This window comes from Actinoalloteichus sp. AHMU CJ021, assembly GCF_002895405.1.
GTDB classification, from domain to species: domain Bacteria; phylum Actinomycetota; class Actinomycetes; order Mycobacteriales; family Pseudonocardiaceae; genus Actinoalloteichus_B; species Actinoalloteichus_B caeruleus.
On record NZ_CP025990.1, the window covers coordinates 4,237,738 to 4,254,547 of the forward strand.

At 72.8% G+C, this 16,810-nt stretch carries 12 protein-coding genes; 8 read left to right on the forward strand and 4 right to left on the reverse strand.

Annotated features, from left to right (window positions below; all coding sequences use genetic code 11):
* Window positions 1–104 precede the first annotated feature (104 nt).
* The 8 genes from C1701_RS17945 to C1701_RS17980 all read left to right on the forward strand — a co-directional run bounded on the left by C1701_RS17945 (window position 105) and on the right by C1701_RS17980 (window position 11,213).
* A complete protein-coding gene (locus C1701_RS17945) occupies window positions 105–1,535 on the forward strand; it encodes a GH1 family beta-glucosidase (RefSeq protein ID WP_026418579.1) in 1,431 nt (476 codons plus the stop codon).
* A 711-nt stretch (window positions 1,536–2,246) separates the two neighbouring features.
* Window positions 2,247–3,494, forward strand: a complete 1,248-nt coding sequence (locus C1701_RS17950) for an MFS transporter (protein WP_103057090.1) — start codon at window positions 2,247–2,249, stop codon at window positions 3,492–3,494.
* Between the two features lie 747 nt (window positions 3,495–4,241).
* Complete coding sequence (locus C1701_RS27670; protein WP_337661800.1) at window positions 4,242–5,285, forward strand: sugar-binding protein; 1,044 nt, start codon at window positions 4,242–4,244, stop codon at window positions 5,283–5,285.
* Window positions 5,282–6,835: a sugar ABC transporter ATP-binding protein gene (locus C1701_RS17960; RefSeq protein ID WP_051313880.1), complete on the forward strand. Its 1,554-nt coding sequence runs from the start codon at window positions 5,282–5,284 to the stop codon at window positions 6,833–6,835. The genes C1701_RS27670 and C1701_RS17960 overlap by 4 nt, the downstream gene beginning before the upstream one ends.
* Before the next feature lie 12 nt (window positions 6,836–6,847).
* Window positions 6,848–7,891 carry an ABC transporter permease gene (locus C1701_RS17965; RefSeq protein ID WP_035291908.1) on the forward strand — a complete coding sequence of 348 codons (1,044 nt, stop codon included), beginning with the start codon at window positions 6,848–6,850 and terminating at the stop codon, window positions 7,889–7,891.
* Window positions 7,892–8,506: 615 nt separating this feature from the next.
* Window positions 8,507–9,535 carry a 3-isopropylmalate dehydrogenase gene (locus tag C1701_RS17970; RefSeq protein ID WP_035274340.1) on the forward strand — a complete coding sequence of 343 codons (1,029 nt, stop codon included), beginning with the start codon at window positions 8,507–8,509 and terminating at the stop codon, window positions 9,533–9,535.
* 266 nt (window positions 9,536–9,801) lie between these two features.
* Window positions 9,802–10,644: an SAM-dependent methyltransferase gene (locus C1701_RS17975; protein WP_245588768.1), complete on the forward strand. Its 843-nt coding sequence runs from the start codon at window positions 9,802–9,804 to the stop codon at window positions 10,642–10,644.
* A gap of 80 nt (window positions 10,645–10,724) precedes the next feature.
* Window positions 10,725–11,213: an NUDIX domain-containing protein gene (locus C1701_RS17980; RefSeq protein WP_026418574.1), complete on the forward strand. Its 489-nt coding sequence runs from the start codon at window positions 10,725–10,727 to the stop codon at window positions 11,211–11,213.
* A 361-nt stretch (window positions 11,214–11,574) separates the two neighbouring features.
* Here the strand turns inward: C1701_RS17980 and C1701_RS27675 are convergent, their stop codons facing one another.
* The 4 genes from C1701_RS27675 to C1701_RS18005 all read right to left on the reverse strand — a co-directional run bounded on the left by C1701_RS27675 (window position 11,575) and on the right by C1701_RS18005 (window position 16,121).
* Window positions 11,575–13,596 (reverse strand): aldo/keto reductase, encoded by a 2,022-nt coding sequence (locus tag C1701_RS27675; RefSeq protein ID WP_337661801.1) that lies wholly within the window; start codon window positions 13,594–13,596, stop codon window positions 11,575–11,577.
* On the reverse strand, window positions 13,593–14,375 hold the full coding sequence (locus C1701_RS17995; RefSeq protein ID WP_026418573.1) for an SDR family NAD(P)-dependent oxidoreductase: 783 nt from the start codon (window positions 14,373–14,375) through the stop codon (window positions 13,593–13,595). Before C1701_RS17995 ends, C1701_RS27675 begins: the two co-directional genes overlap by 4 nt.
* A 1-nt stretch (window position 14,376) precedes the next feature.
* Window positions 14,377–14,703 carry an L-rhamnose mutarotase gene (locus C1701_RS18000; protein ID WP_026418572.1) on the reverse strand — a complete coding sequence of 109 codons (327 nt, stop codon included), beginning with the start codon at window positions 14,701–14,703 and terminating at the stop codon, window positions 14,377–14,379.
* A 1,055-nt stretch (window positions 14,704–15,758) separates the two neighbouring features.
* Window positions 15,759–16,121: a hypothetical protein gene (locus tag C1701_RS18005; RefSeq protein WP_155886102.1), complete on the reverse strand. Its 363-nt coding sequence runs from the start codon at window positions 16,119–16,121 to the stop codon at window positions 15,759–15,761.
* Window positions 16,122–16,810: the final 689 nt, after the last annotated feature.

Consider the following 16,810-nt stretch of genomic DNA (forward strand, 5'->3'; position numbering starts at 1 on the left):
TGATCTCTCCGCCGCAGACACACCAGCGAGCAACACCGAGCCAAGGACGGAGGCGAGGGGCGCTCCCCGGCGATCGGCCGGGGACGGCGCGCCCCCACAACGAGATGACGGAACACACTGCCCAGGACCCGGCCGCGAGTTCGGCCGCCATCACGTTCCCGGAGGGATTCCTCTGGGGAGCGTCCACCGCGTCCTTCCAGATCGAGGGCTCCACCACCGCCGACGGGCGCACCGACTCCATCTGGGACGTCCTCTGCAGGAAACCCGGCGCGGTGGCCAACGCGGACACCGGTGATCCGGCGGCGGACCACTACCGCCGGGTGTCCGAGGACGTCGCGCTGATGGCGGATCTCGGACTGGCCACCTACCGGTTCTCCGTCGCGTGGCCGCGGGTGCGACCGGACGGTGGGTCGGTCAACCAGCGGGGCCTGGACTTCTACCGGGGTCTGGTCGACGAGCTGCTGGAACGCGACATCGTTCCGTGGATCACCCTCTACCACTGGGACCTCCCGCAGGCCCTGGAGGAACGGGGCGGGTGGACGAACCGGGACACCGCCTACCGCTTCGCCGAGTACGCCGACACGGTGGTCACCGCGCTCGGTGACCGGGTGCCCTACTGGACCACGCTGAACGAGCCCTTCTGCGCGGCGTTCCTCGGGTACGCCTCCGGAGAGCACGCCCCGGGGCGGACCGAGCCGGACGCCGCGGTCGCCGCCGTGCACCACCTGCTGGTGGCCCACGGTCTCGGCACGGCGCTGATCAGGGCGCGGCGGCCCGACGTCAAGCTGGGCATCACGCTGAACCCCGCGCCCATCGTGCCGGCGGACCCGGACGACCCGGTGGACGTCGCCGCCGCCAGGCGGGTGGACCTCGTGCGCAACCGCGTCTTCCTCGATCCGCTGTTCCGGGGCGAGTACCCGGAGGACGCCCACACGCAGTTCGACCAGTTCGGGTTCTCCGAACTCGTGCGGGACGGTGACCTGAAGCTCATCTCCCAGCCGATCGACCTGTTGGGCGTGAACTTCTACCACGACGAGGTCGTCTCCGGGCACGGCGGGACGGAGGCGCCCTCGCTGGACGGACGTCCCACACCCCTCGTGGGCGCGGCCCCCTTCAGCAATCCCGAGCGCGACCTGCCCAGGACCGCGATGGGTTGGCCGGTCGACCCCCGGGGGCTGACCGACCTGTTGCTGCGACTGCACCGGGAGTACCCGGGCGTTCCGCTCTACGTCACGGAGAACGGCGCGGCCTACCTGGACACGGTGGCGGAGGACGGCCAGGTCCATGACGAGGACCGCACCCGGTACCTCGACGGGCACCTGCGAGCCGTGCACGACGCCATCGAGCAGGGCGTCGACCTGCGCGGGTACTGCTGCTGGTCGCTGCTGGACAACTTCGAGTGGGCCTGGGGCTACGACCAGCGGTTCGGTGTCGTCCACGTCGACTACAAGACGCAGGAACGGACCGTCAAGGACAGCGGCAGGTTCTTCGCCCGCGTGATCAAGGCCAACGGGATACCCGGCTCCGGCGACTGAGGACAGGCGCGGCCGGGCCGGCGCGGGGGCGCCCGAGGGTCATGACCCGGGTGCCCCCGCCCGCCATCCACCAAAGTCGGCGGACCGGGGAGGCCGCCACCCGGAACACACCACCCCACCGCTCGTCCGCTCCCTCCGGCCCGCGCCGGCTCCCGGTCGGCGAGTTCCACGGGCGAGGGCCAGCGCCCCTCCCGCCACCCGGCGGGAGCTCCCGGTCGGGCCGGTCCCGAGCGGGACCGACCAGCCGCCGGAGCGCCGCCGGAGCGCCGCCGGAGCGCCGCTGGACGTCCCGTGGACCGCGCTCGGTGCCGGAGGTGCCGCCCGGACGCCGTCCCCGGCACGGGCCGGGTCCTCCCGGCGCACCCGCCGCGCCGACGCCCCGCGCGCCCCGAGCCCGGTGCGGCCGGGGGCCGCCCGAGGTGCCCGGGACCCGGTGGCGGTGGCGACGACCGCGTCCAGGGCGTTCCCCCGATGATCGTCAGTCGGGGTGACAACCGGTTCCCGACTCCCTCCTCCGGAGGAATCCTCCCGTGCCCGGGGGGAGCCGCTCGCGCGCACCGCGCGGGAAGTGTGACCGCTCCGTGTCACCAATCGGGTGCCCTGCGTGCCCGTTCGCGAGATCATCAGGGCCAGGTTCACGGTGCCGCCGCGCGGCACACCCCGGTCCCGAGCCCCAACCGCCGCCCGGGGGCCTCGCCGATGGGAGTCCTGATGACCACGACAGCACGCCTCGGGACCGGGCAGCGGCCCGGGGTCCTCGTCGTCCTGCTGCTCGGTTCGACCCTGAGCGTGATGGCGGGCGCCATCCTGGGGCCGGTGATCGAGGTGCTGCGCGCCGACCTGGCCGTCACGGGAACGGCGGCGGGCCTGGTGCTCACCGCCCACTCCCTGGCGATCGCGCTCGCGAGCCCCCTGGTGGGATGGGTCATGGACCGCTGGGGGGTGCGCCGCCCGTTGGTGGTGGGGCTCCTGGTGTACGGCTTGGCCGGGGGAGCCGGGCTGGTGGTCGAGTCCTACACCCAGCTGCTGGTCACCCGCCTGGTCTTCGGTCTGGGGGCGGCGGCGGTCTTCACGGGGACGACGGTGGCGGTCCTCATGCTCTACCAGGGGACGGCCCGCGACCGCGTCGTGGGATGGCGGTCGACGGCCGTCAGCATGGGGGGTGTGCTCTGGCCGCTGATCGGGGGAGCCGCGGGCGCGGTCTCCTGGCACGGCCCGTTCGCCGTCTACCTCGTCGGAGTCCCGATCGCGATCGCGACCCTGGTGGTGCTCCCGGAGGTGCCCGCGCCGGCCCGGGGCGGTGGAGGTGGAGGACTGGTCTCGCTGCTGCGTGTGCCGCGCCTGATGGCGTACTGCGGGCTGCTCCTGGTACTGGCGATGTTGATGCTCGTCGTCGCGGTCTTCCTGCCCCAACGGCTCGCCCAGGTCGGCGTGCACAACCCCTTCGTCGTGTCGGTCTTCAGCGCGGTCCTCGCGGTCGCGATGAGCCTCGTGGGCCTGGGGTACGCCCGGATCCGGGGACGCCTCCGGTACCCGGCGATGCTGCGGGTCGCGGTGGTGGGCTGGAGTGGCGGCTTCCTCTGCCTCGGCCTGACCGACTCACCGCCGCTCATCCTGCTCGCCGTGATCGTCTTCGGTCTGGGCATGGGGCTGGCGATGCCCGCCCTCACCGTGCTGATCGCGGATGCCGCACCGCCAGCCGCACGGGCGCAGGCCGCTTCGTTGACCGGGACCGCCACCTTCGCGGGCCAGTTCGCCGCGCCGCTGCTGTTCGGTCCCCTGATGGAGGCGACCTCGATCAGGGCTGGTTTCCTGTCCGCCGCCGGCCTGTCGGTGATCCTGGTGGTGGGCCTGCTGTTCCTGCCGGCGGAGGCGCGGCAGGTGGAGGCGGCGGGCGAACCGGCGGAGGCCGCCTCGGCGACCCCGCGCGGCGCGGCCTCGGGAGAGGCGGGGAGCTGACGGAGCTGGGCACGAGGGGCGGTGGGAGCTCCGCTCCCGCCGGGGTGACCGGCTCGGGGCGCGCTTCCAGCCCTCGTCCGGGGCATGGCGTCCCGCCACCGGCGAGAACCGGGAAGGCGGAACGGTCCACCGGCCCAGCTGTTTGTCCGGCATTTGGAGCAATGGAATTCCTCGGGTGGGGGAGTATTCGTTCCGGCGTCCCCGGGAAGGAACGGAGAATTCGGGCGGAACGCACTCGAGGGCATCACGTGGTGGCTCCGCCCGACTCTCCGCCCGCCCCGAACCGGCACTGCCGGGAGTGGCGGGGGAATTCGGTTCCCCGGGCGTCGGCCCGGCGGCGAACACACCTCGCGCGGTGGCGTGAGGCCTCGACCTGCCAGCCGCCGGCCCCTCCGCCATCGAGATCCGCGCAGGCGGAGGGCGCCAGGTCATCGGTGGTCGACCGGTGGTCCGCGCCGTGCGGGTCCTGCCGGAAGCAGGCGTACCACCGCCCGAAACTCCTCCTTCTGGGTGAAACGCGGCCGAATGTCGACGAGGAGTGCGCCATTATCTTCCGCTTGTGGAGAATCGCACGCTGAGGCGCAAAGAGGGCCGATCGCGGCCACGTCTCCCGGGTGTGACGCGAGTGGGGGAGTAGCGTGTCCCTCTCCGGTTTCCGGTGTGACCGGATTCCGGTGGCCACCCGCGCCGGAGAACCGGGAAAACGAGGAAAGAGGCCGGCGTGGCTGGCCGGAAAGGGAGTGCGCAGTGCGGGTCCCACCGTTCGTGACCGCCGTGCTCGGCACCGCGCTCGCGGTGTCCCTCACGGCCTGTGGTTCGAACTCGGACTACCTGCCGACCCGGGCCGAGGCCGAGGACCTGGGTGAGGAGAGCCAGCAGGTCGCCGAGGAACTCGCGGCCGAGCTGGGCATCCCGGACGTCTCCGGTGAGTCGGACGACCTGTACGTCTTCCTGCCCAAGTCGTTGGACAACCCGTACTGGGACGACGCCAGGGCCGGGATGGAGGACGCTGCGGAACGGCTCGGGGTCCGGGCGGAGTTCGTCGGCCCCCAGACCACCGACGTCGGCCAGCAGGTGCAGATGTTCGAGGCCGCCCTCGCCCGGCAGCCCAAGGGCATCGCGATCTCGCCGAACGACCCGGCGTCCGTCCTGGGCACCATCGCCACCGCGCGGGACATGGGCATCGAGGTCATCGCCTGGGACTCGCCCGTGCCCGACAGCGAGGCTCGTGGCTACATCGGGACCGACAACACCAACGCCGGGCGGACCTTCGGTGAGCAGCTGCTGGAGCAGATCGGCGGGGAGGGCGAGATCGCCGTGATCGTCGGCTCGCTCGGCGCGGTGAACAGCCAGCAGCGGCTGACCGGGTTGCGCGAGGTCGTCGAGGCCGACCCCGACGTGGAGATCGTCGCGATCGAGGAGTCGGGCGACGCCATCGCCGAGGCGACCAGCAAGACCGAGGCGATCCTGGCCGCGCACCCCGACGTCGCGGCGATCGTCGGCGTCAACGGTGGCGACGCGCCCGGAGCCGCGACCGCCCTCCAGCAGACGGGGCGGTGCGGCGAAGTGCTGGTCGCGGGCTTCGACGCGATCCCCCAGGCCAGGGATCTGATGCGCAACGACTGCATCCAGCTGCTCGTCTCCCAGCGGCCCTACGGGATGACGGCGGCGGCCCTCCAACTGCTGGTCGCGATGGCCCAGGACGCGGACGTGGACGAGACCGAGCTGGACACCGGCGTCGTCGCCATCACCAAGGAGACGCTCCCCGACTTCGAGCGGACCATCTCGTGAGCGCGGCACCCGAGGCGGAACCGCCCACGGACGACCCACCGGCCCCCGGCGTCGAACCCCTGGTGCGGATGACCGGGATCGTGAAGACCTACCCGGGCGTGCGCGCCCTCGACTCGGTGGACCTGGAGGTCCGGCCCGGCGAGGTGATGGGCCTGGTCGGTGAGAACGGGGCCGGGAAGTCCACCCTGCTCAAGGTGCTCGCCGGCGTGGTGAGCCCCGACGAGGGCGAGGTGCTCGTCGAGGGGCGTCCCGTCCGGATGAGCGGCCCCCGGGACGCCCAGCGGCTGGGGCTGGCGGTGATCCACCAGGAACTCACCCTCGCCCCGCACCTCTCCGTCGCCGAGAACATCCTGGTCGCCGCCGAGCCGACCCGGTTCGGGATGCTCGACCGCCGGGAGATGGAACGGCGGACCGAGGCGGCGCTGTCCGAGCTGGGCATCCAGCTCGACCCGTGGGTCGAGGTGGAACGGCTGTCCCTGGCCAGGCGGCAACTCGTCGAGGTCGCCCGCGCGCTGGCCGCGAAGGCACGGCTCATCGTCATGGACGAACCGACCTCGGCACTCACCGAGGACGAGGTGGACCGGCTCCTCGCGGTCGTCAGGAGGCTGCGGGACTCCGGCGTCTCGATCGTGTACGTGAGCCACCGGATGCGGGAGATCTTCGAGGTCTGCGACCGCATCACCGTGCTGCGGGACGGGCGGCACACCGGTCTGTCGCGCGCGGACGACACCGACCCGGACGCCCTCGTCGCCAGGATGGTCGGCCGGGAGATCACCCAGCTCTACGGGGAGCGGTCCGACCAGGCCCGGGACGAGGTCGTGCTCGAGGTCCGCAACCTCTCCTCCGGGGATCGGGTGCGTGACGTCTCCCTGGCGGTGCGCGCCGGGGAGATCGTCGGCCTGGCCGGCCTGGTGGGCTCGGGGCGGACCGAGACCGCGCGGGCCGTCTTCGGCGCCGACCCCCACCAGGGTGAGATCCTGCTGCGGGGCCGGCCGGTGCGCTTCGGCCACCCGAAGGAGGCCCTGGCGGAGGGGGTCTGCTACCTCTCCGAGGACCGCAAGGCCACCGGGCTCTTCCTGGAGATGTCGGTCCGGCGCAACATCGCCGTGACGGTCCCGAGGACGATCGCGCCGAAGGGGTGGTTCCGGCCTCGGGCGGAACGCGACGTGGCCGACAGGTTCCGCACCTCGTTGCGGATCGCGTGCCCCAGCGTCGACTCCCTCGTCGGAGGGCTCTCCGGCGGGAACCAGCAGAAGGTCGCGCTGGCCAAGTGGCTGGCGACCGAGCCATCGGTCCTCCTGCTCGACGAGCCGACCCGGGGAGTCGACGTCGGGGCGAAGGCGGAGATCTACCGGATCATCCGGGAACTCGCTGCGGCCGGCGTCGCGGTCCTGATGATCTCCAGCGAGCTACCCGAGGTGATCGGGATGAGTGACCGGATCGTGGTGCTCTCCGCCGGACGGACGGCGGGCGAGCTGACCGCGGACGAGGCCACGGAGGAAGCCATCGTGGCGCTGGCCACCGGAATCGGCACCCCGGCGACGGGCTGAGGAGCGAACACCATGTCCACGACCACGACGCCCACCGCCGACCCGGACCGGACCGGCTCCTCCGGCGCCAGCACGCGCCGAACCGACTCGCCGTGGCTGCGGCCCTTCCGGGGCAGGGAGTCGGGGCTGCTGCTGGTGGTGCTGGGGATCCTGGCCTTCCTGGCGATCAGGACCGACACCTTCGTCACCGTCGACAACCTGCTCGTGGTGGCCAGGCAGGCCGCCCTCGTCGCGATCATCGCGGTGGGCATGACCTTCGTGATCGCCACCGGCGGCATCGACCTCTCGGTGGGCTCCGTCGTCGCGCTGACCTCGGTGGCGACCGGGTTCTGGGTGATCTCGGCGGACCTCCCCTACATCGTCGCGATCCCGCTGTCCCTGGCCACCGGTCTGGCCTGCGGGCTGCTCAACGGCGCCCTGATCGTGCTCACGAAGGTCCCGCCCTTCATCATCACCCTGGGCATGTTGGGCATCGCCCGCGGCGTGGCCCTGGGCTTGACCAGCGGTTCCACCCAGACGGGCTTCGCTCCGCCCTTCCTGGGCATCGGGCAGGGGTCCTGGTTGGGCCTTCCCGTGCCGGTGTGGGTGGCGCTGGTGGTCGCGGTCGTGGCGCACCTGGTCCTGACCAGGACGACGATCGGGCGGCACGTCTACTTCACCGGGTCGAACGAACCCGCCGCGGTCCTCTCCGGGATCCGGGTCCAACGGGTCAAGATGTTCGTCTACGTGGTCGCGGGCTCGCTGGCCGCCCTGTCGAGCCTGTTGGAGACCGCGCGGCTGTCGGTGGCCCAGCCCAGCACCGGAGTCGGTTACGAGTTGACCGCGATCGGTGCCGTCGTCATCGGCGGCGCGAGCCTGTTCGGCGGCCGAGGAACGGTGCTCGGCGCGGTGCTCGGCGCGGTGCTGCTCAGCCTGATCACCAACGGCCTGATCGCCCTCCAGGTGAGCGCCTACTGGCAGCAGGCGATCCAGGGAGCGGTGATCATCCTCGCGGTGGCGCTCAACGAGTGGCGGGGCCGGCGGGCCGTCGCCGCCGGGCGGGCGGGGGACACGTAGGCGGTCGGCCGAGGCCGCCGTCCTCGGACCACGGCGCCCCTCGGCGACCGTGGCCGGGATGACCCAGGCGGCGGCGTTCCTCCCCGCTTCGGCCAGGCGGGGCTCCGGCGCACGACCGGGGACGGCCGTGGGCTCGTGCCACCCGGTCGCCCCGCGCGACGACGTCGTTCCCGTGAACAGGGTTCCGGCACTCCGTCGGGCGTGCTCGTGAGCCACGAGCATCCGTCGGGGCCTCCCCCCGGGTGAGCCGGGTGGGAGCGATCAGCGGTCCGCGCTGGCCCGAGCCGCCGCGTCCGCCGCCCGGCGGCGCGGCGGGTGGTCCCGCCCGCCGTACTCCCCCGACCGGGTGAACAGGTGGGGCTGTTCCTCACCCGGTCAGCTCGAACGCGCGGCTGGGCTTCGGTTGCGGGGGGCGGTGCCCCTACGGTGGCGGAACCGCGCGGGCGCGTCGTCCCAGACCGAGGAGAGCGTCGACCGGGCCGCGTTCCCCGTTCTCGGCACACGGTCTCCGCCTCCGCTCCGCCGGCGCCGCGCCCGTCCGGGGAGGTGGGCCGCCGTGCCCGGGCGGCCCTGCCGCGCCGCGAGGCGCCAGCACGACGAAGGAGAGAGACACGCGTGACGAGCAAGCGAGTGGCCGTCATCCCCGGCGACGGCATCGGGCCCGAGGTGACCAGCGAGGCGATCGCCGTCGTCGAGGCGACCGGGGCTCCGGTCGAGTTCGAGGAGTTCGGCATCAACTCGGGCCGGTGGCACCGAGGGGAGGACCTCATCGGAGAGGAGGAACTCGAGCGCCTCGACACCAGCGCGGGCATCCTGCTCGGGGCCGTCGGCGACCCGGCCGTCCCCTCCGGCGTGTTGGAACGCGACATCCTGCTCAGGCTGCGGTTCCGCTACGACCTGGGTGTCAACCTGAGGCCGGTCCGCCTCCTCCCCGGTGCCAGGAGCCCGTTGCGCGCGGCGAACGCCGAGAGCGTGGACATGGTCTTCGTGCGGGAGAACACCGAGGGGCCCTACGCGGGGACCGGGGGGTCGTTCCGCGTCGACACCCCCGACGAGTTGGCGCTCCAGGACTCGGTGAACACCAGGAGGGCCGTGACCAGGGCGGTGCGGTACGCCTTCGAGCTCGCCGCGGCGCGACGCGGTCACCTGACCTGGATCCACAAGACGAACGTGCTGACCCACGCCGGGAGGCTGTGGGCGAAGGTCGTCGAGGAGCAGCACCAGCGCTTCCCCCAGGTCGAGGTGGCCTACCAGCACGCCGACGCGACCTGCATTCACCTGGTCCAGGACCCGGGGCGTTTCGACGTGGCCGTCACCGACAACCTGTTCGGTGACCTGGTCACCGACCTCGGTGGGGCGGTGGCGGGCGGCATCGGGTTCCTGCCCTCGGCCAACATCGCCCCGGACAACCAGCACCCGGGGTTGTTCGAGCCGGTGCACGGGTCCGCACCGGACATCGCGGGGCTGGGGGTGGCCAACCCCACGGGGTCGATCCTGTCCGCGGCCCTGCTGCTGCGCGAGATCGGGTTCGAGGAACAGGCCACCGCCATCGAGAAGGCGGTCAACGCGGCGGGAACCGCCGGGCGGCTGTCCGGCAAGACCCGGGAGATCTCCTCGGCCGTGGTCGAGCACCTCGACCGCTGACCGCCGGGCCTGCGGGCGGCACCCTCGGCCCGCACCCCGCCGCGATCGCGGGTGGACGGTGCCGTGAGCTGGCCAGCCCCGGTTGCCCGGGGACGACAGGGACTCGGTGGGAGACCCGGGGGTCGTGGTCGGCCCGCGGCGGGGCCCCTCGCGACTCCCGGGTTGGAGTCACCCGGTGCGTACACCAGTTATCACCGAGGGTGACCAGTTTCGGGGTGGAGTCTCGACCGAGGGTGATCGGTGCTCACAGGGTGCTGCGTGATCGGATGAACGCGCATACTGTGAGTGCCGACATCGACACGGAGGTCAGCATGGAACAGGGCCCGCCCGGCGTGGACCTCTCCCAACCCAACCCCGCGCGCATGTACGACTACGCCCTCGGCGGGGCGCACAACTTCGCGATCGACCGGGACGCCTTCGACCGGCTCGCGGAGATCGACCCCGACGCGCCGCTGGTCGGGAGGACGAACCGCGCCTTCCTCCGCCGCGCCGTGCGCTACTGCCTCGACCAGGGCGTTCGGCAGTTCCTCGACCTCGGCTCCGGCATCCCCACCGAGGGCAACGTGCACGAGATCGCGCAGACCGCCGCCCCCGACGCCCGCGTGGTCTACGTCGACAACGAGCCGGTCGCGGTCAGCCACACCCGGCAGATCCTGCGCGACAACGATCGCGCCGACATCGTCCCGGCCGACATGCGTGACGTCCGAGGGGTACTCGCGGCGCCCGAGACCCGGCGGCAACTCGACCTCGACCAGCCGGTCGCCCTGATGATGGTCGCGGTGCTGCACTACGTGTCCGACCAGGACGATCCCGCCGCGATCATCGCCGCCTACCGGGACCGCCTCCCCCCGGGCAGCGTGCTGGTGCTCTCCCACACCACCTCGGACCAGGCGAACCCCCACCTCGTGGCCGAGCTGAGACGTCTGTTCGGCGACTCACCCAACCCGGTGGCCCATCGCACGAAGGCGGAGGTGCGGGCGTTGTTGGACGGCACCCAGCTGGTGGAACCGGGCCTGGTCTGGACACCCCTGTGGCGGCCGGACGGCCGGGAACTGCTCGACGACGAACCGCACCGCTCGGGCACCTACGCGGCGGTCGCGGCGCTCTGAGCCCGCGCACGGCCCCACCCGTCAAGCCCCCGCCCGGGGCGACCGATGGTTGCGGGAGGACGGCGGTCGAGGAGGTGCCCGTGGTGCGGCTCAGGTGGTACCGGGCGGCTCCCCCGCCCGACCTCCCCGTCCGTCAGGTGCACGGCTTCCTCTTCGCGCCGGACGGGCGCGCGTTTCTCCGGGTCGACGGCGCCCGGCACGGCCTGCCCGGTGGCAAACGGGAACTCGAGGACGCGGACCCGGCCGCCACCCTGCGCCGGGAGACCTGGGAGGAGGTCACCCTGGAGATCGGGGCGCCTCGCTACCTCGGGTACCAGCTCGTGGTGGACGGCGGCACCCACCGCTACGCGCAGGTCAGGATGGTGGCGCTGATCACGCGGATCCACCCGGTGGCGCCGGACCTGGACAACGGGCGGACGTACCGCCGCCTGCTGGTGGACCCCCGCCGGGTCGGTGACCTGTTGGGATGGGGGCGTCGGGGCAGCCGGCAGGCGGCGGCCGCCAGGCAACGAGCGGTCGTCGAGTTCGCGCTGCCCACCCTCGACCTCCCGCCCGACGGCGAGGTCTGAGGCCGGGACGCCCGACCGGGTTCGCGGTGTCGCGGGTCGGGAGGCCGGCGGGCACCCCACCCCGAGCGCGGGGTGGTCCCGACCAGGCGCCCCGCGACGCCAGCGCGCCCCGGCTCCAGCCCGGAGCGGAACGCGCCCCGTGGGCGGACCAGGGGGTGCGGCGCCCGCCATCTCGATGGCGCGCCACCCCCCGCCGGTGCGTGTCCCGGGTGCCAGGGCGCCCGCCGCGCGGCGTCCTCAGCCGGTGGGAGGGCGCGCACGGCCGGCGCTGGCGGGGCCGCGCCGCACCGCCGCCGCCGCCGCCGAACCGCCGACCACCCGGAGCCGTCCACCTCCACGCCGGTGGCGGAGTAGCCGCCGCTCAGCCCGCCCCCAGCCCGTAGACCCGCCGCGCCGTCCCCCCGAACACCGCCGCGCGTTCGGCCGCGCCCAACTCCCGGGTGAGCTCCTCCGCGGTCGCCACGACCGTGCCGTACTCCGCCGTGAGCAGGCAGACCGGCCAGTCCGAACCGAACAGCACCCGGTGCGGTCCGAAGGCGTCCAGGGCGACCGTGACGTACGGGCGGAGGTCCTCCACCGACCACCGCTCGTGATCGGCCTCCGTGACCAGCCCGGAGAGCTTGCAGCAGACGTTGGGCGAGCGGGCGAGGCGGCGGAGGTCCGACTCCCAGTCCCGCACCGCGCCACGGGCGATCGCCGGCTTGGACAGGTGGTCCAGCACGAAGGTCAGGTCCGGCGACGCGGAGACGGTCTCGACGGCGGCCGGGAGCTGCCGGGGCAGGGTGAGCAGGTCGAAGACCAGGCCCGCGTCGGCCACGGCCCGCAGCCCCCGCCGCACCTCCGGCCGGCACAGCCACCGCTCGTCGACCTCGTCCTGGACTCCGTGGCGGACCCCGACCAACCGGCGGCCACCCGGCAGGCCCCGGAGCCGTTCCAGCTCGTCCGCCACACCACCGCCGGCCAGGTCGACCCAGCCGACCACGCCGGACACGAGGTCGTCCGAGTCGGCCAGGGCCAGCAGCTCCTCGGTCTCGCCCGGGTCCGGAACTGTCTGCACGAGCACCGTCGCGGTCACACCGCGCGCCTCGGCGACGGGCCGGAGGTCGCCCAGGGTGAAGTCCCGGTGGATCGCCGCCATCCCGACCGGGTCGATCCACGGCTGCGGGCGGTCGCCCAGCCGCCACACGTGGTGGTGGGCGTCCACCCGACCCGCCGGCGGGTCGGCCGGGGGAGCGGCGCGCTCCGCCTCGCCGTGGCGGCCACCTCGTCCCGGGCCGTCCACGACGGGCTCGCCGGGTCGTGCACCCGCCTCGGTCGTTCCGGAGCCGAGCACCGTGTGCCGGGCCGCCCCGAGACCCGGCCACGGCCGGGCGGCGGCCTCCTCCCCCGGGCCGGGCGCCTCCGCCGCCTCCCCGGACGCGATGGCGTCCAACTCGGCCCACAGCCCGGCCGGGACAGGGGTGGCGAGCAGGTCCACGTTCTCCCGCACCTCCCGAGCCGATCGCATGCCGACCAGGACGCTGCTCACGGCGGGGTCGCGGAGCGGGAACCGGAGCGCCGCCGCGACGAGGGGCACGTCCCAGCGCCGGCACGCCGCCGCCAGCCGCCGCGCGCGGCGCAGCACCGGTTCGGGGGCCGGTGCGTAGTCGAACGTCGCACCCGGCCTGGGGTCGGCGAGGATGCCGCTGTTGAACACCCCGCCCACGATCACGTCGACTCCGCGCCGGGCGCAGGCGGGCAGCAGGTCGGTCCCGGCCGTGCGGTCCAGGAGGCTGTAGCGGCCGGCGACGAGCACCGCGTCGATGTCGGTATCGCTGACGAACCGGCTGAGCAGCGGGGTGTGGTTCATCCCCACCCCGATGGCCCGTACGACCCCCTCGGACCGCAACCGCTCCAGCTCCGGGTAGGCGTGGTCGAGGGCGTCCCGGGCGAAGTCGTCGGGGTCGTGGATGAGAACCAGGTCGAAGCGGTCCAGGCCGGTCCGTTCGAGGCTCTCGGTGAGCGAGCGGCGCACCCCGGTCGCGGAGTAGTCGCGCACCCGGCGCAGCGCGGGCTCCCCGGCGAACATGGACGTCTCCCGGGCACCGCCGTCCGCGACCAGCAGGCGACCCACCTTGGTGGACACCGCGAACTCGTGACGCGGCAGATCGCTGAGGAACGCGCCGAGCCGGCGTTCGGCCCGGCCCGCGCCGTAGTGGGGCGCGACGTCGAAGTAGCGGAGCCCGCACCGCCAGGCGGTCTCGAGCGTCCGCTCCGCCTCCTCGTCGGACACCTCCGCGTAGAGCCCGCCCAGCGCCGCCGCCCCGAAACCGACCCGGCCGATCCCCGAGCTCCGGAGCCGCCAGCCTCCCCGGCTGGCCGTCCTCGCCTCACCACCCGTCACCGGGAGCCGCCCCTGACGCGGGGGCGTGGACGCAGACCCGCCATCCCACCGTCCACCTCCAGGGCCGTCCCGGTGGTGGAACCCGCGAGTGGGCTGGCCAGCGACGCGACGGCGAAGGCCACCTCGTCCGCCGACACGAGCCGGCCCAGTGGTTGCCGAGCCTCCAGGGCCGCCCGTTCCGCCACCGGGTCCTCGGCCGCGTCGAGCAGCCGAGCCACCCACGGGGTGTCGACGGTCCCCGGGTTCACGCAGTTCACCCGGACCCCGTCCGCGAGGTGATCGACGGCCATCGCCCGCGTCAGCGCGAGGACGGCGCCCTTCGAGGCCGAGTACAGCGCGCGGTGCGGGAGCCCGGCCGTCGCCGCGATCGAGCAGGTGTTCACGATCGACGCGGCGGGGGAGTGGCGCAGGTGGGGGAGCGCCGCCCGGGAGACACGGGCGACCCCGGTCACGTTGACGTCGAACACCCGTGCCCACTCCGCGTCCGGGTTGTCCTCGACCGTGCCGGCCGCGCCGATCCCGGCGTTGTTCACGAGCACGTCCAGCCGGTCGTGGCGGGCCACGACCGAGGTCACCGCGGCCCGCACCGACTCGTCGTCGGTGACGTCGGCGTGCACGGTCGTCAGGGGTTCCGGTGCGCGGCCCGCCCTGTCGAGCGCGATCACGGTGGCGCCCCGGGCGGCGAGGAGCTGGCCCGTCGCCAGCCCGATGCCGGAGACCCCTCCGGTCACCACGGCCACCAGTCCGGTGAAGTCCTGCGGGAACGTCGACTGGGACATCTCACTCCTCCATCAGGAAAACCTGTTCGGCCGGCGCCCACCACTCGCCGGGTCCCGCGCTCGCCAGCGGACGCTGGCAGGGGTCGGTCAGCCGCCACCACCGCTGGGTGACCGGGTCCTCGGCCATCGACGCCAGATCGGCCGCCAGGTCCGTCCCGTGGTACTCGAAATAGGAGAACAACAGGTCGTCCCGCAGGTGGATCGAGTAGTTGCGGATGTTGGCGTGCCGGATCCGATCGAGTACGGCGGGCCAGACCTCCTCGTGCAGGCGGCGGTACTCGGCGAGCATCTCGGGGCGAACCCGGATGACCTGGGCGACTCGTCGCATCCGCACCTCCGGTGGCCCGCCCGACGTCACGGGCGGGCTGCTCGATCGTGATGGCGAGGCGGCCCCCGGCCCTCGGAGCCCGATCGAACCCGGGACAGCGGGGACCAGCGACCCTCGTGGTTCGACGCTACAAGCCGTGTCGAGAGACATCCGGTGTCTGTCCGGCCTTGGCCAGGACCGGACACCCGCCGATCAGTGGCCGGACCCGTGGTGGACCCGGGATCAGGTGTTCCAGCTCGCCAGTGGAAGGGGCAAAGACATCTGATGAGTGGGTGGGGGTCCGGTGGCGGGGTAGGGCAGGGAGGTCCGGGCGGGTGGGCAGGGACGCGGACGCGCCGGGGCGGAGGCCGCAAGGGACGGCAATGCTCATTCGAATGTGAGAGGAAAGTGAGGAAAGTGAGCGTGCCGGCATTCGCCCTTTTCGTCAGCGGTGCGCTGGTCACGTGACCGCCACGCCACCTGGGAACACCGCTCGTGACGAACTCCCCGATCACGGGACTCCGCGTCCTCATCGGGGCCGACCGCGTTCGGCGGGCCGCGCCAGGGATCCGGAACGAAAACAGCGGTGTGGTCGGTGGGACCCGACCACACCAGCGGCCACTCCGGGTGGTTCCCCGGCGGGCTTCCCCCTATTCGGATCCCGGTTTCCGGGGGCCGGCGGCACGGCGCCGTTCTCCGATGGACCGTTCGGCGGAGCTCGACAATGTCGCCGGATGCGAATTGATCGCGCGCACGACGAGGTCGCGTGCCCGGGCGCGTTCGCGGTCCGGGCACGCGACCAGTAGGGGTGGAGAACGACTCGGTGGCGGAAGCGAATCCGCGTTGGCCGCACCGGGGCGGTCACCGGTCCGCCGAAAAGAGGGCGGGTGGGGAAGTTGCCGGCATCAGCTCGGCGATGTCGGGTGCTGGCGCCTTTTCGCTGGTCGGGCTCGCGTGGCCGTGTCCAGGAGCCGCGCATTGCCCCCGGTCCGCCCGGGGGACTTCCGGCATTCCGGGCGGATCCGATCTCCGGTCCGGGCTGGCGAGTTCGGACGGGTGGTGCCGGCGTCGGATCGTCAGGGCCGGCGGGGTTCGGGTATGCGCGGCCATTCCGGAAGCCACAACGCGCTGGGCGGGGACGTGATCCGGTAAGGCGAGTTCCGTTCCCCCGGATCGGGGAGGCACAGCAGCTCGATCGCCGTGTCCGCGAAAGTGCCCTCGTACTTCCACACCACCCTTCCCGCGGGCCGGTCACGGCCGTCTCCGCGTTCGTCCCGGAACCGGCAGGCCGTGGCGTCGTCCTCGCCCCGGATATGAATCCAGTCGATGTAGCCCGGCCAGCCAAAGGACGCCATCAGGGTGTGGGGCACCTCGGCATCTCCCGGCGCCGGCATGAACAGGAAGCCACGGTCCATCATTCGTTTCAGCAGGTCATCCACGGTGGGCATCCTTTCCATCCGCCTTCCCGCGTGGCGCGACCCGACGGCTGTCCCGATCTGTGCACCAATCCGCCGCAGGGCTGCTGACCAGCGGGTTCGGTGCTCTCGGATGGTTGTTGACCGTCGTGTTCGGCCGTTGTCCAGTGCCTGAAGACGGCAGCACGGAACCAATTCGGGAGGAAGTCCGCCCCCGAAACGATCTTTTCCTTTTCGTCGTGGTTGGCGAACTCGGCCTGTTCGAACCGGTCGCCGTGCTGTCATCCGATGTTGCTTCGGTACGCGCCCACCCGCCCCGCGAACCCTCCCGGCGGCGGCTCGCGGCGGTGCCTTTGTGACCGAAGCCGGGGTGTGGAACGTGTCGGACAGTGCGCTGATAACGCATCGTGAGCGCGTGATAGCGAGAATAGCACGGAAGTTCTTATTCGCACACAACACGTAAGAGGTCGGGTGTCAGCTAGTCCGAAGTCACTCGCCGGGGGAGGGCAAACCATGCCGTGAACAGTGCGATTAACCGGAAACCCGTGGCCCGCTCGCGAGGTGCTCGACAGTGTTCCGTCCGCGCCGCAAACGCCACCGCCCGCCGTTCTCCCGATAAAAAGCGTCCGCCGGCACCCGCAGTGGGAGCCCCCGGCTCGTCGGCAATCCCGCGCTATCCGGGCCCGTGGTCGACCGGGCGGACCAGAACGGCG